Source organism: Nocardia macrotermitis (genome assembly GCF_009604405.1).
In the GTDB taxonomy this organism is placed as follows: domain Bacteria; phylum Actinomycetota; class Actinomycetes; order Mycobacteriales; family Mycobacteriaceae; genus Nocardia; species Nocardia macrotermitis.
This window is the reverse complement of sequence record NZ_WEGK01000015.1, coordinates 141,512-160,956: the sequence shown is the minus strand read 5'-3', so window position 1 is coordinate 160,956 and position 19,445 is coordinate 141,512. Positions and strand designations below refer to the sequence as shown.

Below are 19,445 nucleotides of genomic sequence, written 5' to 3'. Positions count from 1 at the left end.
CGCCAACTCCAAATAACGCCGACAGCAAGGGTCGGGGCCCGGGTCGATTCTGGACTGACGGAGCGGGGGAGCGAAGCGGAGGAGGGAAGAATCGGCCCTTCGGGGGCCCCGACCCGCCGGAGCGGAGCGGAGGCCAAGAATACAGTCAGTTCTCGTTCTCCAAAGTATGGGCGAGCGCCTCGATCAGGTTGGGGGCGAGGTTGGGGGCGGTGCGCAGGTCGATGTCGTTGCCGAAGAGATCGTCCTCGTCGTCCTCGTCGGGGCGGACCTGCAACAGGCACAGGGAGACACCTTCGCGCAGGACGCCGGCGAACAGGCGGGCGTCGCGGCGGCCGGGGTGGGTGATGGCGGCGTCGCGGGCCGCGCGGTCGGCGGCGTCGCGGTCGGCGAGCAGCGGGGCGATGGCGTCGTCCAGGGTCTGTTCGGCGTCGGGCGGCAGCACCACGATCTGCTGGACCAGTACGCAGCCGCGCACGGCCTCGGGCCAGCTGGTGGTGGCCAGGAATTCGTCGAGCGCCAGCTCACCGGTCACATCGTCCGGAAGTGGTTCCTGCGCAATGGGTGTCAGCTCCGCGCCGTCGTCGAGCTGATCCTGGAGTGCCGGTTCGGCGGCCACCAGATCCGCGGTCGGCACCAGGGCGAACATCTGCGGCGGCCGGTCCCACCCTTCGGCATCGGCGAACTCCGCCACTTCGCGAATACAGCGGTAGAGGGCGGAGGCCGGGTTGTCTACGGTCACGCGCGCTGAGTTTAGGGGGCCGGGAGCCGCGTCCGCGCGTCGGCCCGCTCGCATCCGCACACCCTGCACCAGCACACGCACCCGCTTCCTCAGGGAGATCGGTGCACGTGATCCGGATTTACGTAGAGTGGGGCGCACTGGTCCGCACGGACCACCCGCAACGCAAGCAACTGCGGTGCGCCGGTCGGTAACTCGGATCGGTGCTCCGCCGGACCTGGGAGAGTGGCATCGTGGGCATGCGCCCCCCGACAGGCTTACCTTCGCTGTCCCGCCGCAGCCGTGTGCTGCTGGTGACGGCCCTCGTCATAGCGGCACTGCTGCTGGTCGGGCCCCGGCTCACCGACGCCTATACCAACTGGTTGTGGTTCGGCGAGGTCGGTTTCCGCAAGGTGTACACCACCGTGCTGTTCACCCGGATCATCTTGTTCGTGGTGGTGACCCTGGTGGTCGGGGTGATCATCTGGCTGGCGCTGCTGGGGGCCTATCGCACCCGGCCGGTGTTCGTCCCGGTCTCCGGCCCCAACGACCCGATCGCCCGATACCGCACCACGGTGATGGGCCGGTTGCGGCTGTTCGGCATCGGCCTGCCGCTGCTGGTGGGCCTGCTGTGCGGGCTGGTGGCGCAGTCGAGCTGGGTGACGGTGCAGTTGTTCCTGCACGGCGGCGCGTTCGGCGTGCAGGATCCGCAGTTCCATCTGGACGTCAGCTTCTACGCGTTCAATCTGCCGTTCTACAAGATGCTGCTGAACTGGCTGTTCGTCGCCACGGTGATCGCGTTCTTCGCGAATCTGGTGACGCACTACGTCTTCGGCGGGCTGCGGCTGGCCGGGCGCGAGGGCACGCTGACCCGTCCGGCGCGCATCCAGCTCGCGATCCTCGCGGGAATCTTCGTGCTGCTCAAGGCGATCGCCTACTGGTTCGACCGGTACTCGCTGCTGTCCAGCACGCGCAAGGAGCCGACGTTCACCGGTGGTTCGTACACCGATATCAACGCGGTGCTGCCCGCCAAACTGATCCTGCTGTCCATCGCGATCATCTGCGCGCTGGCCTTCTTCGCCGGAGTCGTGTTGCGGGACTTGCGAGTTCCGGCGATGGCGGCGGCGCTGCTGGTGCTGTCCTCGATTCTGGTCGGGGCGGTGTGGCCGCTGATCGTGGAGCAGTTCGAGGTGCGCCCGAACGCGGCCACCAAGGAGTCCGCCTACATCGAGCGCAACATCCAGGCCACCCGGCACGCGTACGGTCTGGACGGCGACAAGGTGCAGTACGTCGACTACTCGGGTAATCAGACCAAGGATCCGGCCACCATCTCGGCCGATCAGCAGACCATCGCCAACATCCGCCTGCTGGATCCGAATCTGCTGACCCAGACGTTCATCCAGCGTCAGCAGTTGCAGAACTTCTACGGCTTCCCGGATCCGCTCGACATCGACCGCTACACGATCGACGGTCAGGTGCAGGACTACATCGTCGCCGCGCGAGAGTTGGTGCCGCAGAACCTGTCCGGTAACCAGACCGACTGGATCAACAAGCACACCGTCTACACCCACGGCGACGGATTCGTCGCCGCCCCGGCCAACCGCGTCAACGTCGCGCCGCCCAAGGAGACCTCGCAGGCGGCCACAGGCGTGGCCAACGGGACCAACACGAGCTCGGGCACCTACGGCTACCCGGTGTTCAACGTCGGCGACAAGTCGACCGTCAGCGACCTGTTCTCGCAGAAGGACAAGGAAGCGATCCAGGTCGATCAGCCGCGGATCTACTTCGGCGAGATGATCGCCAAATCCGACGACGATTACGCCATCGTCGGCGGCAACGATCAGCCCCCGCGCGAATACGACACCGGCACAAAGCAATTCACCTACGACGGCAAGGGCGGCGTGCCGATCGGCAACTGGTTCAACCGCCTGGCCTTCGCCGCCAAGTACGCCCAGCGCAACATCCTGTTCTCCGGTGCGATCGGCTCGGATTCGAAGATCATCTACAACCGCGATCCCCGCGACCGTGTGCAGCAGGTGGCGCCGTGGCTCACCACCGACAACGACGTCTACCCGGCGGTGGTGAACGGCCGCATCCAGTGGATCGTGGACGCCTACACCACCCTGGACAACTACCCCTACGCCCAGCACTCCTCGCTGGACGGGCTGACCCAGGACAGCATCGACCAGAACACCGGCCGGGTGCTGCCGCGCAAGGAGGTCAGCTACATCCGCAACTCGGTGAAGGCGACCGTCGACGCCTACGACGGCACGGTCAACCTCTACGCCGTCGACCCGACCGATCCGGTGCTGAAGGCATGGGAGGGCGTGTTCCCCGGCACGGTGAAACCGGCCAGCGCGATCACCCCGCAACTGCGCGCGCACTTCCGGTATCCGGAGGATCTGTTCAAGGTGCAGCGCGACATGCTGGGCCGCTACCACGTCGACGATCCGCGCGAGTTCTTCACCAACAACGCGTTCTGGTCGGTGCCCAGCGATCCGACCTCGGACACGCCGACCAGCGCGAATCAGCCGCCGTACTACGTGCTCAAGGGCAATTCGGCCACCGGGCAGCCGTCCTTCGATCTGACCAGCGCGATGGTCGGTTACAAGCGGCAGTTCCTGGCCGCGTACATCTCGGTGAGTTCGGATCCGGTCGACTACGGCAAGTTCACGGTGCTGCAACTACCGACCGATTCGCAGACCCAGGGTCCGCAACAGGTGCAGACCTCGATGACGACCGACGCCCGCGTCTCCAATGAGCGGACGACCCTGACCGGTGGCAATACCAACAAGATCAGATACGGCAATCTGCTCACCCTGCCCATCGGCGACGGCGGCATCCTGTACGTCGAGCCCTGGTATCTGGAACGCAACAGCGCCAGTGCGGCATCGTTCCCACAGTTGGTGAAGGTGCTGGCCAGTTACGGCGGCAACGTCGGCTACGAGGCCACCCTCGGCGACGCGCTCAACAGCATGCAGCCCGGCCTGGGCAATGCGGCGACGCAGCAGCCGGGACAGTCCACGTCGAGTACGTCACCGAATCAGAACACCAATCCGAATCAGGGTGCGACCCAGCCGCCGCCGGTGATCCCGCCGACCGGTTCCTCGGCCGCGCGCGATGCGGCGGTGCAGGAGCTCAACACCGCACTCAAGAGCGTGCAGGACGCGCAGAAGTCCGGTGATCTCGGGAAGTTGGGTTCGGCCTTCCAGGATCTGCAGAAGGCCATCGACGACTACCACAAGTCCGGGGGTTAGACAGACCGGTAATACCTGGGTAGTACGCGAACGGCGTCGCCATCATCGATGATGGCGACGCCGTTCGCGTCTCCGGTATGGCGGAGTCGCTACGCCGGATCAGCGGCCCAGCGACTGGATCAGCCCGCTGTTCTGCTGGAGCACCTGCTGGTACTGCGAATCGAAGCCGAACTGCTTGGCGACCTTGGAACCGGCGTCCTGGGCCTGGGCGATCACGGCCTCGCGGCTGCCGGGGGCCGGGGCGGCGGGTGCGGCCGGGGCCGGAGCGGGCTTGGGGGCCGCGGCGGCCTCGGGGGCGGGGGTCGGACCCCAGCGCAGGTACCTGCCGCAGACCGGCCAGGCGCCGGCGCCCTGGGAGTTGAGCACGTTCTCCGCGACGCGGACCTGTTCGTCCTTGCTGGCCTCGCTGGCCAGGCCCGCGCCACCGTTGGCCCGCCAGGTGCTCTGCGTGAACTGCAGGCCGCCGTAGTAGCCGTTGCCGGTGTTGATGTGCCAGTTTCCGCCGCTCTCACACTGTGCGACGCCGTCCCAGTCGTGGGTCGGCGCGGCGGAGGCGGTCCCGGCGATTCCGAACGGGACGGCAACAAGAGCGCCGGTCACGGCGGCGAAGCCGAGGGCGCGACTGCTGATCTTCCGGTTCTTGTTCATGTGTTTGTCCCTCCCCGTGCCCGCCGACACGGCGAAGATCCGCCGGTCCCTGCCCCCAGGTGTTCGGGGTTTCCCGGACCGCGGGGCAGGGTCGCCGGTGTGCAGCGGTTCGGATGGGTGCCCGTCACGGTGTCGATCCGGGTCGTTGACGACCATAACGAACAAATCTCGGCAGATCACGTCTTGATAACTTACGGAATTGCATGAAGCGAATAACTGGGAAATCGCTGTCGATGCAGGTCGGCAATGCCGTAATGATGAATCCCGGTCGGTCTGTTATTCGTCCGTGATGTGACACTTATCACCGACAATTTGTGTGGCGGGTCACGTTATTTTGCTCTTGCGTTGGAAACGCACGCGTGCGTGTGCGTCCTGACGGCTGTCGCGCCCCCTGCGTCCATTGCGATGTGATGACAGTCACATGACGGCGGTGTATTCGAAGATCATCCACACCTGCCGTTCGGAGCCCCGAAAACCGCTGCCGACCAGGCGATTTGCGATCGCGAACCACCCGTGTGTAATGTTGTGTTCACCGACGCGGGGTGGAGCAGCTCGGTAGCTCGCTGGGCTCATAACCCAGAGGTCGCAGGTTCAAATCCTGTCCCCGCTACTAGCGAAATGGCCCGGAACCACCAGGTTCCGGGCCGTTTTCCATTTTTCTGCGAGGTGCGGGCGGGAACTTTCCAGCGCTGGGCGCTACTCGGTAACCCCGACCGGTTCCCGGGTCGTCACGGGGTGCGCTGCGACGGGTTCCGGGGTCCAGCCGGGCGGGGCGAAGATGTGGCCGAGACGGGCTCGCCAGGTGTGCGCGTGACGGACGTCGGAGAGCATGCGGACGAACTCGTGGTAGTTGACCTTGATCGGGTTGTGGGTGTCGATGTTCTTGGTCAGGCCGTACCGGACCGGTTCGAGTTCCTCGGCGTAACTGCCGAACATGCGGTCCCAGATGACGAGGATGCCGGCGTAGTTCTTGTCCAGGTACGGGTTGTTGGAGCCGTGGTGGACGCGATGGTGCGAGGGCGTGTTGAAGACGTATTCGATTGCGGCGGGCAGCTTTCCGATCCGCTGGGTGTGGATCGGGAACTGGTAGAGCAGGCCGATCGACTGCAACAGGAAGATCATCCACAGCGGCAGCCCGATCAGCGCGGCGGGAATCCAGGCGGCCGAGCGCAGGAACGTCCCGGGGATCAGCCAGGGCAGCCGCACCGCGGTGGTCAGATTGAACTGCTGGCTGGAGTGGTGCACGCTGTGCCCGGCCCACAGCAGCCGGATCCGGTGATCGGCCCGATGCGCCCAGTAGTAACAGAAATCGGTGACCACCAGGCCCAGCACCCACACCCACCAACTGTGCGGATTCAGATGCCACGGTGTCAGCGCGACCGCCGCCCCGAGAATGGAGAACGGCACCAGGAAGCGCTCGAACAGCTTGCCCACCCGGCCCAGCAGATAGATCGAGATACTGGTGGCCGAGTCGCGGACGGTGCCGCCGCGACGATCCGGATCGAGCCGGTAGCCCACCCATTCGACGAGCATCAACACCGCGAACGCGGGCAACGCGTACAGGAACAGACCGCTGGACATCCCTACCTCCTGGTGACCCGGCGGCCCTAGATTCGCCGCTCACCGACCACGGTAGGAAGATCCGGGGGCGAAATCGTCACCTCGGCAGGTGATCGGTGGTCCCCCGGACAGGGGATACCCGCGCGCTCCGGCGATCAGCTCGGCGCGGTTTCCTTCCCGACGCGCCAGTGGTTGAACAGCAGATTCAGTACGAACACCACGATCACCGCGGAGGTGATCGGACTACCGGCGATCATCTGGAAATCGGTGGGGAACTTCGTGTAGAAGCTCGGCGCGACCGAGGGCAGCAGCGCCACCGACAACGTCACCGCGATGATCAACATGTTCTGCGTGCCCTCGAACTCCACCTTGTGCAGGATGCGCAGCCCCACCGCGGTGACCATCGCGAACATCACCGTCGCCGCCCCGCCGACCACCGGATCCGGAAGTGCCGCAACGAGACTGCCGACCTTCGGGATCAAACCCAGGATCACCAGGAACACGCCGCACACCGACACCACCCAGCGGCTGCGCACCCCGGTCAGCTCGACCAGGCCGACGTTCTCGGCGAACGCGGTGTCGGGGAAGGAGTTCATCAGTCCGGCCAGCACACCGGACAGGCCGTCGGCGGCCAGACCGCGCGCCAGATCGCCCGGCGCGAGCGGTTTGTCGACCATCTCGGCCACCGCGACGATATCCGCGGTCGATTCGGTGAACGTCACCAACATCACCACACACATGGAAATGATTGCGGCGACGTGGAATTGGGGCGCACCGAACAGGAACGGCTGCGAGATGCCGAACCATCCGGCCTTGCCGACCGCCGAAAGATGAACCAGCCCCATGGGTATCGCGACGATCGTCCCGATCACGATGCTGAGCAGCACCGCCAGCTGATTGATCAGGCCGCGGGTGAACCGGTGCAGCAGCACGATGAGCAGGATCACCAGCCCGGCCAGCGCGATATGCGAAATCTGGCCGTACTCCGGCGATTTCACGTCGTTACCGGCGATCAGCCCGGCGTCCGCGCCGATCAGCGACAACCCGATCACGCAGATCACACAGCCGGACACCAGCGGCGGGAAGAAGCGGGCCACGGTGGCGAAGAAGCGCGCGATGATCAGGCCGAAGACACCGGACACCAGAATCGCGCCGTAGACCGCGGGCAGGCCCACCTCGCCGCCGCCGAACTGCTGGGCGATCAGGATCATCGGGGAGACGACGGTGAACGTCGCCCCGGCCACGATCGGCAGCCGCACGCCCAGGATCCGGCCGATGCCGACCGACTGCACGATCGTGATGATGCCCGAGACCAGCAGGTCGGCGTTCACCAGCACGCCGATCGTGTGCTGCGGCAGTTTCAGCGCACCGCCGACCAGCAGCGGCACCGCGATCGCACCGGCGTACATGATCGCCAGATGTTGCAGGCCCAGGAGGGTGAGCCGGGCCGGGCGCGGCACCTCGTCGACCGGATGTGGCGGTCCGGCGTCGGGATTGTGTGAGGGACGCGAGAAGCGCAATGGCATGGCAAGCCTCCTGAACGACCGGAACTCCCGGCACGAAATGTCGCGGGAAATTCGTGCGACGAACTCCCGAGGCGCAAGCGTAAATGGGTGGAGCCGGTGCCCGGTCGGGTCGCAACGATATGTTTACCGGAGGTAACACCACCGTCGCTCCGGTTCGGCGGATAATCCGAGCGGGACGTCGAAATACGTTGCGTCGTTCGGAGGATCATCCCAAAGGTGTGTGGCGCCCGCACCGATGCTTGACCGGCCGTGTGAGCGGTGGCTACGTTGAAATTCCACCGTCTGTACGGCCGAGCTGAGGAGGTGATCGGGATGGGTGTCGAGTGCGATCTGCGTCGTCTCGCCCACCACCGGGTCTGGATTCCCGGCCGCGTCGCGCACGGCTGCTGACCGGGGTATTCCGTATCGTTCCGGACGATGTCGTCCGACTCCGGATTTTCGGCGCGTTCGTTGTGCGCCACCGATTTTTCTTCGCAGGCTCGATGCAGAAAGCCGACTGGAATGGTGATTGTCGATCGAGAACGAAAAGAGGGTTCGCCATGGTGACGGCGCGGATCACGGTCGATGGGGAACTCATGCCGATTTCTCCGGCCGCGCCGACGACCACGCTGCTGGAATTCCTGCGGCAGTGGGGATTCACCGGGAGCAAGGAAGGTTGCGCCGAGGGGGAATGCGGCGCGTGTTCGGTGTTGCTCGCTCGTGCGGGGGTGGTCGGGCGCACCGAGTGGATCGCGGTGAACGCCTGCCTGATTCCGGTCGCCGCATTGGACGGGCAGGAGGTGGTCACCGCCGAGGGGCTGGGTACGCCCGGGGCGTTGCATCCGGTGCAGCGCGAGCTGGCGGTTCGCGGTGGGTCCCAATGTGGTTACTGCACACCGGGATTCGTGTGCAGTATGGCGGCGGAATACTATCGGCCCGATCGCGCCGCGGCCGATGGCGCGGCGGATGCCGAGCACGGCCCGAACGGGTTCGATCTGCACGCGTTGAGCGGAAATCTGTGCCGCTGCACGGGATATCGTCCGATTCGCGATGCGGCTTTCGCGGTCGGCATGCCCGCCGCCGATGATCCGCTCGCCCGTCGGGTGTCCGACGCGCCGCCGGAACCGGTGCCGACCGTGCTCGAGCAGGACGGCCGCGCCTTCGTTCGGCCCGCGACGCTTCCCGCCGCGCTGGATCTGCTGCGCGAGCGCCCTGACGCGGTCGTCGTCGCGGGCTGCACCGACTGGGGTGTGGAGGTGAACATCCGCGATCGCCGTGCCGGGTATGTCATCGCCGTCGATCAGCTGCCCGAATTGCGTGAGCTGCGCGTCGAACCCGATCACCTCGAGTTGGGTGCGGCGTTGACGCTCACCGAACTCGAACGGCGGCTTGCGGGCGGTGTGCCGCTGCTGTCGAAGTTGTTCCCGCAGTTCGCTTCTCGGCTGATCCGCAACAGCGCGACGCTGGGCGGCAACCTCGGCACCGGCTCGCCCATCGGTGACGCGGCCCCGGCGCTGCTGGCGTTGGGTGCGTCGGTGCTGCTGGCCGGTCCGGTGGGGGAGCGTGAGGTGGATCTGGCCGACTACTTCACCGGGTACCGGCGCAGTGTCCGCCGCCCCGACGAGTTGATTCGCGCCGTGCGCATTCCCCGGCCGTTCGCCCGGCTGTGCGGGTTCCACAAGATCGCGAAACGCCGCTTCGACGATATCTCCAGTGTCGCAGTGGCTTTCGCGATCGATGTCGAGGACGGTGTGGTGCGTACGGTGCGGATCGGACTCGGCGGGGTCGCCGCGACACCCCTGCGTGCCCGGGACACCGAGGCCGCGCTGCTGGGCCGTTCGTGGTCGCCGGAGACCATCGAGGTGGCCGTGCGGATTCTCGAATCCGAGGGCACCCCGCTGGACGACCACCGGGCCAGCGCGGAATACCGCCGGGCCATGCTCGGCCAGAGTCTGCGTGAGTTGTATTCGCGCACAGGCGAAGAGGTCCACGCATGAGGCCATACACCCACCGGGACCGAGAGGTCACAACCCTAACCGATAGGGCTGCACAAAGGATGGTGCCCTGGTGAGCGCGGATCGCCGGTCTGCGGCGCGGAGTGGCATCGAGGCTCGGCCCGCGATCCGAGGAAGTCGGTCGGTGGATCGGCAGCCGTGGGAGTGGAACACGTTCGGCCGCAGCGCGTTCCGGCCGCGATGAGGATGGAGGTGATCGACGGTGAGTGAGCTGTCGCGACGTCCGGAGAATCCTTCGGTGGGCGTGCCGATGCCGCATGAGAGTGCGGCGCTGCACGTCACCGGGGCGGCGCTGTACACCGATGATCTGGTGTATCGGACCAAGGATGTGTTGCACGCGTATCCGGTGCAGGTGATGTGTGCGCATGCTCGGGTGTCGGCGTTGCGGACCGGGCCGGCGCTGGCGGTGCCGGGGGTGGTGCGGGTGCTGACCGCCGAGGATGTGCCCGGGGTCAACGATGCCGGGGTGAAGCAGGACGAGCCGCTGTTTCCCACCGAGATCATGTTCTACGGGCATGCGGTGTGCTGGGTGCTGGGGGAGACGCTGGAGGCGGCGTGGTTGGGGGCGGCGGCGGTCGAGGTCGAGATCGAGCCGCTGCCCTCGGTGATCACGATTGCCGAGGCGATCGAGGCCGAGAGTTTCCAGGGGGCGCGGCCGGAGGTGAGCTGCGGTGACATCGAGGCCGGATTCGCCGAATCGGCGCGGATATTCAGCGGTGAGCTGGAGTTCTCCGGGCAGGAGCATTTCTACCTCGAGACGCACGCGGCGCTGGCCACGGTGGACGAGGCCGGGCAGATCTTCGTGCAGAGCAGCACCCAGCATCCTTCCGAGACCCAGGAGATCGTCGCGCACGTGCTCGGCGTGCGCAATCACGAGGTGACGGTGCAGTGCCTGCGGATGGGCGGCGGTTTCGGCGGTAAGGAGATGCAGCCGCACGGGTTCGCGGCCGTCGCGGCGCTCGGAGCCGTGCTCACCGGACGTCCGGTTCGGTTGCGGCTCAATCGAACCCAGGATCTGACCATGTCGGGGAAGCGGCACGGATTCCACGCCGAGTGGCGGGTGGGATTCGACGCCGACGGTCGGCTGCGCGCCCTGGACGCGACCCTCACCGCCGACGGCGGCTGGAGTCTGGACCTGTCGGAACCGGTGCTGGCTCGCGCGCTGTGCCACGTCGACAATCTCTACTGGATTCCGCACGCCCGCATCAGCGGCCGAATCGCCAAGACGCACAAGACTTCCAACACCGCCTTCCGCGGCTTCGGCGGGCCGCAGGGCATGCTCGTGATGGAGGATCTGCTCGGACGGTGCGCGCCGCTGCTGGGCCTGGATCCGGCCGAATTACGTTGTCGCAACTTCTATTCCGCGGGGCAGTGCACGCCGTACGGGCAGCCGGTGCGTACTCCGGACCGGATCGGGGCGGTGTGGCGGCAGGTGCGCGAGAACGCCGACCTGGCCTCGCGACGCCGGGAGATCGAGGCGTTCAACGCCGCGCATCGGGACCACAAGCGCGGCCTGGCCGTCACCGGGGTCAAATTCGGTATCTCGTTCAATCTCACCGCGTTCAACCAGGGTGGCGCGCTGGTGTTGATCTACAAGGACGGTTCGGTCCTGATCAATCACGGCGGCACCGAGATGGGGCAGGGGCTGCACACGAAGATGATGCAGGTCGCCGCGACGACGCTGGGGATTCCGCTGGACGCGGTGCGCCTGGCCCCGACCCGGACCGACAAGGTGCCGAACACCTCGGCGACGGCGGCCAGTTCCGGTGCGGACCTCAACGGCGCGGCCATCAAGAACGCGTGTGACCAACTGCGCGAACGACTTTCGCAAGTGGCCGCGACACAACTCGGTTGCGGTGCCGCGGATGTGTGGATCGTGGACGGTGTGGCCCAGCCGCTGGGCGCGTCCGGCGACGGCATCGCCTGGGACGATCTGGTGCGAACCGCGTATCGGCAACGGGTGCAACTGTCCGCGGCCGGTTTCTACCGCACCGAGGGCCTGCACTGGGACGCGGCGAGTATGCGTGGTTCGCCGTTCAAGTACTTCGCCTACGGCGCGGCGGCCTGCGAGGTGGAGGTGAACGGCTTCACCGGGGCCTACCGGATCCGGCGGGTCGACATCGTGCACGACGTGGGTGAGAGCCTGTCCCCGCTGATCGATATCGGCCAGATCGAGGGCGGTTTCGTGCAGGGCGCGGGCTGGCTCACCCTCGAGGACCTGCGCTGGGACACCGGCGACGGCCCCGGCCGCGGCCGCCTGCTGACCCAGGCCGCCAGCACCTACAAGCTGCCCAGTTTCTCGGAGATGCCCGAGGTGTTCAATGTCGAACTGCTGGCCGACGTCACCGAGGAGGGCGCGGTCTACGGCTCCAAAGCCGTCGGCGAACCACCGCTGATGCTGGCGTTCTCGGTGCGCGAGGCATTGCGCGCGGCGGTCGCGTCCTTCGGCCCGGCCGGAATCAGCGTCGACCTCGGCGCACCCGCCACTCCCGAGGCGGTCTACTGGGCGATCGAGCGGGCACGTCGCGCCGGACGCGGCGATACCACCGAGATCGCGAGCAGCACAAGCATTTTAAGTGGTGTGTGATGACTCGGGTGGTTGCTGTTCCGCGATTTCGGGTCGATCGGGAGTCGGGTTTTCCGACCGGCGGCGCGGGCGTGCTGTGGTGCGAGATACATCTTTCTGTCGCGAAAGATGTTGCAGGACAGGCTGATATATCGGTCTCGCGGGGATGTAGGACGCTGGTCTGTCGGGTTGATGTCGAAACAGTCAGTGGCGCAATTATTTCGGGTGGTGTGCGATGACCTGGGTGGCGGCGGTGGCGCGGTTGCGGGCTCGGCGGGAGCCGGGGGTGTTGGTGACGGTGGCCGCGGTGCGGGGGCATGCGCCGCGTTGTGCCGGGGCGAAACTTGTTGTGGGGCTGGGGGAGACGTGGGGTTCTGTCGGTGGGGGGAAGGTGGAGGCGGTGGCGGTGGAGCGGGCCCGTGAGTTGATCCGGTCGGGGGATTCGCGGCCGGAGTTGATGGATTTCGCGTTGAACGACAAGGTGATCGATCGGCACGGCGTGCAGTGTTGCGGGGGAACCGTGGTGCTGCTGTTGGAGCCGCTGCCGGTGGTGCCCGCGGTCGCGATCTTCGGGGTCGGGCATGTGGGTTTGGAGTTGGCGCGCATCCTCGTTCGGCAGGATCTCGACCTGCATCTGATCGATACGCGGCCCGAGATGCTCGACGCGGGACGGCTGTCGGTGCTGCGTGACGCACCGGCCCGGATCCACCTGCATCGGGTGCCGCTGCTGCCCGAACAGGTGCTGGGCGACCTGCCGCCCGGCACCCATCTGCTGATCATGACCCACGACCACGCCGAGGACGCCGCGCTGTGCGACGCGGCCCTGCGCGGCGGCGATTTCGGTTCCATCGGCCTGATCGGCTCGTCGGCCAAATGGGCCCGCTTCCGTCGCCGTCTGCAATCCGAGGGCGGTCACACTCCCGAAGTCATCGCCCGCATCCGTACCCCCATCGGCCTGCCCGAGATCACCGGCAAGGAACCGGCCACCATCGCGGTCAGCGTCGCCGCCGACCTGCTGCTCACCTTCGAACGCGACCGCGCCGCCGCAGCATCCCGAATGCTCGCGGACCAGCGACTGCCCGTCTCGAACACGAGATCGTCGGAGTGAGCGAGCCGGGATCGATAATGCCGAGATACGTTGTTGTGCAGTCGATCACGCCGAGGGCGCACTGCGCGGGGTAGCCGGGACCGCATCCGGAACCAACGGTCTGCGGCTGATCACGTAGACGAATATCGAATACCCGACGATCATCGCGAACGCCGTCCAACCGGGTGCCGCCGAGGAACGTTCGTCGAAATCGCAGACGATCGTGCGCCCGATGCCCGACGGATCGCAGACGCCGAAGGCGAGGCGGGCGCGCAGCGCGAGAATGAGCGAGGGGACCAGCAGGATGACGATCGCCAGCACCCGGCTCGCACTGTGCCGGGGCGGCGAGGTGCCCAGGCAGTAGCCCGCGACCAGCACCACCGCCACCTCGGCGATCGCATCGGTGACGGTGTTGTGCACGTGGGTCAGCAGGACCGCGCCCAGGGCCAGCGCCGCGGCCGCGGTCAGGGCCAGCGGCAGCGAGGAACAGCGCACCCCGACCACCACCGCGACCGCGCACAGCAGGATCAGGATCGGCACCGACCACTGCGGGATGTCGGCGGGCACCATGGCGTTCCCGGATGCGGTCAGGGCCGCGGCGAGCAGCACGAACAGCCCGTCGCGGCCCGGTAGCAGCAGCGCCGCGACACCGGCGACGAGCACCGTGATCACCGCCCCGATCGCGATGGACAGCACGCTGTGCGCATGTCGCGCAATCCACCCCGCGATGAACAGCCGCGAGGTGATCAGGATGACGCCGGTCACGATCGGCGCCATCGGCAGTTCCACCGACAGCCGGTTCGCGGGCGGTTGATGCCGGTTCAGATAGGCGCTGATCGCGATCAGCGCCAGCACCAGGCCGATCATCCAGGTCGGCGGCGAATTACCCGGCACCCAGTTCGCCCGGACGTGATGATCGGCCGCTCCGGTGCGGAACGGGGTCGGCAGCGCCTCGGCGATCACGATGCTGCCGATCGCGCCGACCGTCCACCCGAACGCCGATATCCGCCGATGCAGCACCGCCGCCCCGAGCCCGCCCAGCAGCACCCCGCCCGCGAGCGCGTCGATGAAATTCAGCGTGGTCAGCGAGGATTCCGGCCCCGCGGACTGCCCGAGAACGTGGTTCACGAACAGCACCACGCCCCCGAACAATGCCGTGCACCAGGCCACCAGTTCGTTCAACGCGGTCGCGGCGAAGGTCGAGACGATCACCGCGACGATCGCCCCCGCCGCAATTGCCCGGGGTTGACTGTCGGCCAGCGAATTCAACTGCAACGGCCCCGAATCGGCGCCCCAGCGGAAATCGATCGGCAACGTCAACGACAACCCGGCGACAATCGTCGCCAGGAATGCGGTGATCGACTCCACGGTCCCGTGCGCATATCGCACCCGCCCAAACTACCCGCCCCACCCCGACCGAACGGAAGAAACGCTGATAGCCGATGAATCGCTGCATTCGGAGGTATCCGGTCGTTCGGCCGGGAACCGGAGACTGTGGACCCACCGCCGGATTACTGATTGCTCGGGGGATAGTGCCTGGTGATTCCTGGGAGGCTTGCGACCGCCATCGGACTACTGATTGCTTGGGGGATAGCGTCCGGTGATTCCTGGGAGGCGTGCGACCACCGTTGGACTCGGTCGAGGTCGGCCGAATGCAGTCCGGCTGGTGACCATGTGGGGCGTGACAAGGTCGGCGCGATCCGGTACGCGCGCAACCCGCGCGAGCAGGTGACCGTCGCGCTGGTCGGCAAGTACGTCGATCTGCCCGACGCCTACCTGCCGGTCACCGAGGCGCTGCGCGCGGGCGGGTTCGCGCGCAAGGCGAAGGTGAACATCCGCTGGGTGCAGTCCGACGAGTGCGAGACCCCCGCGGGCGCGCAGGCGCATCTGATCGCGCGAGTGTTCCATTGCGCGCCGGCCGGTGCGTAGTCCGATGATCGGGACGGGTGGGTTCGCGGGGGTTCGGGGGTGGTTACCGTCGTCAGGAAATGCTCTGCGGCGGAAGTGGTGCGGTGTGAACTGGGACGAAGAAGTCGATGTGCTGGTCGCGGGTTCGGGGGGTGGGCTGTGCGGGGCGTATACCGCCGCACGGGAGGGGCTGACGGTCGCGGTGGTGGAGGCGACCGGCGAATTCGGTGGTACCACAGCGTATTCCGGTGGCGGGGGACTGTGGTTTCCGTGTAATCCGGTGTTGCGGCGGGCGGGGGTGGACGACACTCTCGACGACGCGCTCACCTATTTCCGCGCGGTGGTCGGCGACCGCACACCGGCCGAATTGCAGGAGACCTATGTGTGTCGCGGCGGTGCGGTGATCGAATACCTCGAGCAGGACGACAGCTTCTCCTTCGAGGTGTTTCCGTGGCCGGACTACTTCGGCAAGGCGCCGAAGGCACGGTTGGACGGTAAGCGGCACATCGTGCCGACGCCGCTGCGGGCGGATCGGCTCGGCGCGCTGAGCGATTCGGTGCGCGGCCCGCTGGCCACCGACCGGCTCGGCGCGGAACGACCCCGCACCCTCATCGGCGGCCGGGCGCTGATCGGCCGTTTCCTGCTGGGGCTGTCGAAGTATCCGAACGCCTCGCTGCGCCTGAACACCGCGCTGGACGAGTTGATCGTCGAGGACGGCACGGTCACCGGGGCCGTCGTCGAGCGCGAGGGCGTGCGCACCGCGATCCGCGCGCGTCGCGGAATCATCCTGGCCGCAGGTGGTTTCGAGGGTAACGAGGAATTGCGCGAGCGCTACGGCGTGCCCGGCACGGCCCGGGACACCATGGGCCCGTGGGGCAATGTCGGCCGGGCGCATCAGGCCGCGATCACGATCGGGGCCGATACCGATCTGATGGATCAGGCATGGTGGTCGCCGGGCATGATCCATCCGGACGGGCGCGCGGCGTTCGCGCTGTGGTTCACCGGTGGTCTGTTCGTCAATCAGGACGGGGTGCGGTTCGTCGATGAATCCGCGCCCTACGATCGGGTCGGCCGCGAGATCATCGACCAGATGCGCAGTGGCGCAACGACATTGCCGTACTGGATGATCTACGACGATACGACCGGGGTGGTCCCGCCGGTGCAGGCGACCAATGTGCCGATGGTCGAACCGGAGAAGTACGAGGCGGCGGGCCTGTGGCACACCGCCCAGACGATCGAGCAGCTCGCCGCGCTGATCGGAGTGCCCGGGCAGGCGCTGGTCGCGACGGTCGAGCGGTTCAACGAACTCGCCGAACGCGGCCACGACGAGGATTTCGGGCGCGGCGACGAGGCGTACGACCGGGCGTTCTCCGAGGGCCGATCACCGCTGGTGCCGCTCGGCGCGGGCCCGTATCACGCTGCCGCCTTCGGCATTTCGGATCTGGGCACCAAGGGCGGTCTCCGCACGGACGTCGCGGCGCGGGTGCTCACCGCGTCCGGCGAACCGATTCCCGGGTTATACGCCGCCGGTAACACCATGGCCGCGGTGAGCGGCACGGTATATCCCGGCGGCGGCAACCCGATCGGGGCATCGGTGCTGTTCAGTCACCTGGCCGCCCTGGATCTGCTCGCGCGGTAGAGCCGATCGGCCCGGTCGGCCATCCGACTTGGATTCGGCCGGGCCTGCGTCGGACCGGGCCTGCGTCGATCCGGAGTCGTGCTGGTTCGGGCGTGCGTCGGTTTGGGCCTATGCCGGTTTGGGCCTACGCCGACTCGCAGCTGTGTCGGCGCGGGCCGGTGCCGGTGTCAGCCCGCCGACCCGGTCCCGGCCGACCCGCTGGACGGTCCGGGTGCCGCGACGAGGCTGAAGTCGTTGCACCAGCCGCCCGCGCCACCGCCGGCCTGGCAGGCGATGTACACCGTCGGCCCGACCGCGGTGAACGTCTGGCTGACGTTCGTCGCCGCGGTCACCGTGCGGCTGACGTACGCCACCCCGGTCCGCGAATCCAGGGCCAGGGCCAGCACCGACCCGCCCGGATTGGCGCCGGCGCGCACCGAGTAGGTGTATCGCGCGCCGTTGGTCACCGGGACGTCCTGGCCGATGTACCCGTTGTCGTGCACGGTCGCGCCGTTTCCGCCGACGTTCGCGTGGTAGACGTGCGTGCCCCAGCCGTTGAGCCCGCTGCGGAAATTCGCGTTGGCCACCAGGTTGGCGGCCGCGCTGGGATGTGGATCGACGGTGAGGGGTACCGCGTTCGCGAAGGCTGTCCCGCCGAGACACGCGGCCGCGGCGAAGGCGGCGACGGTACGGGTGCGGCCGAGTCGCAGTGAGCTTGTCATCGCAATTCTCCTTGCTGAAGCCCGACTGAACTGCATTCCCTGTTACCTGTCGGCAACCTTGGGTTCGCTTACGGTAGCACCACTTCGGGCCGGTGAAGTAGCGCACGAGTCTGGATCGTGATGGAGCGTTCGACGCGCCGGGAAATGAGCTCACCGAGAGTCCGAACCGTGTCTGGTAATCGAACAGCAAATTTCGTGGCTACTGTGCGGATATGGACTTGGCGCTCGAATGGGATCGGCATCCGGGGACCGGTCTGCGCCTGGCGAACGAACTGGCCGGCGCGGCCGGGCTCGCCGTCGCCGAGGATCTCGGTCCCGCGCCCGGCCGCCTGGGCATCCTGGCCGCCCGACGCGACGGCGAACTGGTCGGCTGGGCCGCCCTGACCGGCGACGCGGACGCGCGGGCACGCACCGAACCGGTGTACACCTCTCGCTACGCCCGTCGAATCAGGCTGGGGCACAATGACTTCGAACCGGCCACCGATGCCGAGGAGACCGTGGTCGAGGCGCTCACCGCCGGGCTGGCCGGACAGGCGCGAGCCCTGGGCTATCGGGTATTGCGGTGGCGCGGAACCGATATCGGCCCCGAGGGCCGCGCGGCCACCGTACTGGGCGCGGTCGCGGTCGGCGAATACGCCCGGGTGTGGACCGCCGAACCGCGCACCTGGCGGGCCCCGATGGCCCTGACCTTCGGTGAACCGGTCGACTGCGTGCTGCACGCCCTCACCGAATCCACCGAACCACCCGGTCAGTCGCTGGTGGTCGCCCTGCTGACGCCGGATTCGGCGGATCCGGTGGCGAGTGTGGCCACCTCGGTCGTCGGCAGTGCGGCGTACATCGACGCGGGGTCGGGCATCAGCTATCGGGACGTGGATCCCGGCGGGCTGGCCGCGCTGGTCGGCGCGGTCATCACCGAACTGCACGATCAGGTGCCGCAAGCGCTGGTACTGCGCGTTTTCGAACACGACGACCAGCGCATCCGCACCGCGCTGGCCACCGCGGGCCTGGCGCTGTCGGCCCGCTGCCGCGACTACGAACTCGCGCTCGGCTCGGCGAACTGAGGCGCGGTGCGCAGACCCGCGAGGACGACTGTGAGCAGGCGTTCGGCGGCCTCGGGCGTCTGTTCGCAGGCCGCGCCGATGCCGTGCCCGAGGCGGATCAGATCCTTCGGTTCGAGTTCGGGGCGGACCAGCCCGGCCGCCTGCGCGGGCCGCAGCACCGAGGCGGCGGCGTCGGTCGCGATCGTGGAGCAGAGCATGAAGGTGTCCGAGTCGCGGTCCAGGGCGGCCTTGAGGGTGACCGCGAGGCCGCGCCGGTTCATCACGAAGTCGACCTGCGCGCGAACCCACAGGTCCAGCGCCTCCAACGGCGGCAGATCCGATTCGAGCAACTCCTCGGCACGTCGGCTCAGCGCCTCGATGCTCGAGCGGTAGACGGCCTCGATGAGGGCCGCGCGGTTCGGGAAGTGCCGGTACAGCGTGCCGGGACCGACACCGGTGCGGCGGGCGATCTCGTCCAGCGGTGCCTCGGTGCCCACTTCGGCGAACATCTGGCGAGCGCATTCCAGGATGCGCTCGTAGTTGCGGCGCGCGTCGGCGCGCATCGGCCGCGTCGTCGCGTCCATGGGTCCTCCCGTGCGGTGCACAATGCAGGACTCCATGATATGGGGAGAAATTCCCTGATCGACTTCTCGGGTGGGCGTTCGGGCGACTACACAGCCGATCCGGAGCGATTGCACACCCACCGCGCAGGAAACACCATTCGATTCACGCCGATCGAGAGTGCAGACGCGCCAACGGGTTCGGCCTAGCGTCTGTGCTGCCCGGCGGGAGTGGCCGGGCGAT

13 protein-coding genes, 1 tRNA gene and 1 pseudogene are annotated in these 19,445 nt (G+C 67.4%); 8 read left to right on the top strand and 7 right to left on the bottom strand.

All coding sequences use genetic code 11. The features are described from left to right. Positions 1 to 145: 145 nt before the first annotated feature. Positions 146 to 739: a PPA1309 family protein gene (locus tag NRB20_RS29510; RefSeq protein ID WP_319945554.1), complete on the bottom strand. Its 594-nt coding sequence runs from the start codon at positions 737 to 739 to the stop codon at positions 146 to 148. Between the two features lie 230 nt (positions 740 to 969). Here NRB20_RS29510 and NRB20_RS29505 point away from each other — a divergent pair, with 230 nt between their 5' ends. Beyond that, positions 970 to 3,972: a UPF0182 family protein gene (locus NRB20_RS29505; protein ID WP_319945553.1), complete on the top strand. Its 3,003-nt coding sequence runs from the start codon at positions 970 to 972 to the stop codon at positions 3,970 to 3,972. Between the two features lie 99 nt (positions 3,973 to 4,071). Here NRB20_RS29505 and NRB20_RS29500 read toward each other — a convergent pair whose 3' ends face one another. After that, positions 4,072 to 4,620 (bottom strand): transglycosylase family protein, encoded by a 549-nt coding sequence (locus tag NRB20_RS29500; protein ID WP_153414671.1) that lies wholly within the window; start codon positions 4,618 to 4,620, stop codon positions 4,072 to 4,074. Between the two features lie 536 nt (positions 4,621 to 5,156). On the opposite strand from NRB20_RS29500, the gene NRB20_RS29495 reads away from it, so the two are divergent. Continuing rightward, a tRNA-Met gene (locus tag NRB20_RS29495) sits at positions 5,157 to 5,230 on the top strand. 86 nt (positions 5,231 to 5,316) lie between these two features. Here the strand turns inward: NRB20_RS29495 and NRB20_RS29490 are convergent. Beyond that, a complete protein-coding gene (locus NRB20_RS29490) occupies positions 5,317 to 6,201 on the bottom strand; it encodes a sterol desaturase family protein (protein ID WP_153414670.1) in 885 nt (294 codons plus the stop codon). Between the two features lie 134 nt (positions 6,202 to 6,335). Next, positions 6,336 to 7,706 carry a nucleobase:cation symporter-2 family protein gene (locus NRB20_RS29485; RefSeq protein WP_153414669.1) on the bottom strand — a complete coding sequence of 457 codons (1,371 nt, stop codon included), beginning with the start codon at positions 7,704 to 7,706 and terminating at the stop codon, positions 6,336 to 6,338. Positions 7,707 to 8,188: 482 nt separating this feature from the next. On the opposite strand from NRB20_RS29485, the gene NRB20_RS29480 reads away from it, so the two are divergent. The 3 genes from NRB20_RS29480 to xdhC all read left to right on the top strand — a co-directional run bounded on the left by NRB20_RS29480 (position 8,189) and on the right by xdhC (position 13,374). After that, complete coding sequence (locus NRB20_RS29480) at positions 8,189 to 9,682, top strand: xanthine dehydrogenase small subunit (protein ID WP_319945552.1); 1,494 nt, start codon at positions 8,189 to 8,191, stop codon at positions 9,680 to 9,682. Between the two features lie 220 nt (positions 9,683 to 9,902). Further along, positions 9,903 to 12,287 carry a xanthine dehydrogenase molybdopterin binding subunit gene (gene xdhB / locus NRB20_RS29475; protein ID WP_319945551.1) on the top strand — a complete coding sequence of 795 codons (2,385 nt, stop codon included), beginning with the start codon at positions 9,903 to 9,905 and terminating at the stop codon, positions 12,285 to 12,287. 214 nt (positions 12,288 to 12,501) lie between these two features. Further along, positions 12,502 to 13,374, top strand: coding sequence for a xanthine dehydrogenase accessory protein XdhC (gene xdhC, locus NRB20_RS29470; protein ID WP_153414667.1), 873 nt, complete (start codon positions 12,502 to 12,504; stop codon positions 13,372 to 13,374). Positions 13,375 to 13,419: 45 nt separating this feature from the next. Here xdhC and NRB20_RS29465 read toward each other — a convergent pair whose 3' ends face one another. Then, positions 13,420 to 14,742, bottom strand: a complete 1,323-nt coding sequence (locus NRB20_RS29465; RefSeq protein ID WP_153414666.1) for a hypothetical protein — start codon at positions 14,740 to 14,742, stop codon at positions 13,420 to 13,422. 324 nt (positions 14,743 to 15,066) lie between these two features. Here NRB20_RS29465 and NRB20_RS29460 point away from each other — a divergent pair. Together NRB20_RS29460 and NRB20_RS29455 are read left to right on the top strand one after the other, a co-directional pair. Next, positions 15,067 to 15,243, top strand: a pseudogene (locus NRB20_RS29460) (CTP synthase); the annotation flags it as partial. A gap of 124 nt (positions 15,244 to 15,367) precedes the next feature. Next, on the top strand, positions 15,368 to 16,900 hold the full coding sequence (locus NRB20_RS29455; RefSeq protein ID WP_319945550.1) for an FAD-binding protein: 1,533 nt from the start codon (positions 15,368 to 15,370) through the stop codon (positions 16,898 to 16,900). 167 nt (positions 16,901 to 17,067) lie between these two features. On the opposite strand, the gene NRB20_RS29450 is transcribed toward NRB20_RS29455, so the two are convergent. After that, on the bottom strand, positions 17,068 to 17,601 hold the full coding sequence (locus NRB20_RS29450) for a hypothetical protein (protein ID WP_153414664.1): 534 nt from the start codon (positions 17,599 to 17,601) through the stop codon (positions 17,068 to 17,070). A 212-nt stretch (positions 17,602 to 17,813) separates the two neighbouring features. Here NRB20_RS29450 and NRB20_RS29445 point away from each other — a divergent pair, with 212 nt between their 5' ends. Further along, the gene (locus NRB20_RS29445) at positions 17,814 to 18,662 is read left to right on the top strand and encodes a hypothetical protein (protein WP_153414663.1); all 849 of its coding nucleotides are present in this window, start codon (positions 17,814 to 17,816) and stop codon (positions 18,660 to 18,662) included. Here NRB20_RS29445 and NRB20_RS29440 read toward each other — a convergent pair. Continuing rightward, positions 18,632 to 19,225 carry a TetR/AcrR family transcriptional regulator gene (locus NRB20_RS29440; protein ID WP_227833982.1) on the bottom strand — a complete coding sequence of 198 codons (594 nt, stop codon included), beginning with the start codon at positions 19,223 to 19,225 and terminating at the stop codon, positions 18,632 to 18,634. The two genes, NRB20_RS29445 and NRB20_RS29440, sit on opposite strands and share 31 nt — an antisense overlap. Positions 19,226 to 19,445 lie beyond the last annotated feature (220 nt).

What these genes read in the sequence shown, in the direction of transcription:
- NRB20_RS29500 (WP_153414671.1), bottom strand. Translation starts at nt 4,620, where the DNA reads ATGAACAAGAACCGGAAGATCAGCAGTCGCGCCCTCGGCTTCGCCGCC.
- NRB20_RS29490 (WP_153414670.1), bottom strand. Translation starts at nt 6,201, where the DNA reads ATGTCCAGCGGTCTGTTCCTGTACGCGTTGCCCGCGTTCGCGGTGTTG.
- NRB20_RS29485 (WP_153414669.1), bottom strand. Translation starts at nt 7,706, where the DNA reads ATGCCATTGCGCTTCTCGCGTCCCTCACACAATCCCGACGCCGGACCG.
- NRB20_RS29480 (WP_319945552.1), top strand. Translation starts at nt 8,189, where the DNA reads ATGCAGAAAGCCGACTGGAATGGTGATTGTCGATCGAGAACGAAAAGA.
- xdhC (WP_153414667.1), top strand. Translation starts at nt 12,502, where the DNA reads ATGACCTGGGTGGCGGCGGTGGCGCGGTTGCGGGCTCGGCGGGAGCCG.
- NRB20_RS29450 (WP_153414664.1), bottom strand. Translation starts at nt 17,601, where the DNA reads ATGACAAGCTCACTGCGACTCGGCCGCACCCGTACCGTCGCCGCCTTC.
- NRB20_RS29445 (WP_153414663.1), top strand. Translation starts at nt 17,814, where the DNA reads ATGGACTTGGCGCTCGAATGGGATCGGCATCCGGGGACCGGTCTGCGC.
- NRB20_RS29440 (WP_227833982.1), bottom strand. Translation starts at nt 19,225, where the DNA reads ATGGACGCGACGACGCGGCCGATGCGCGCCGACGCGCGCCGCAACTAC.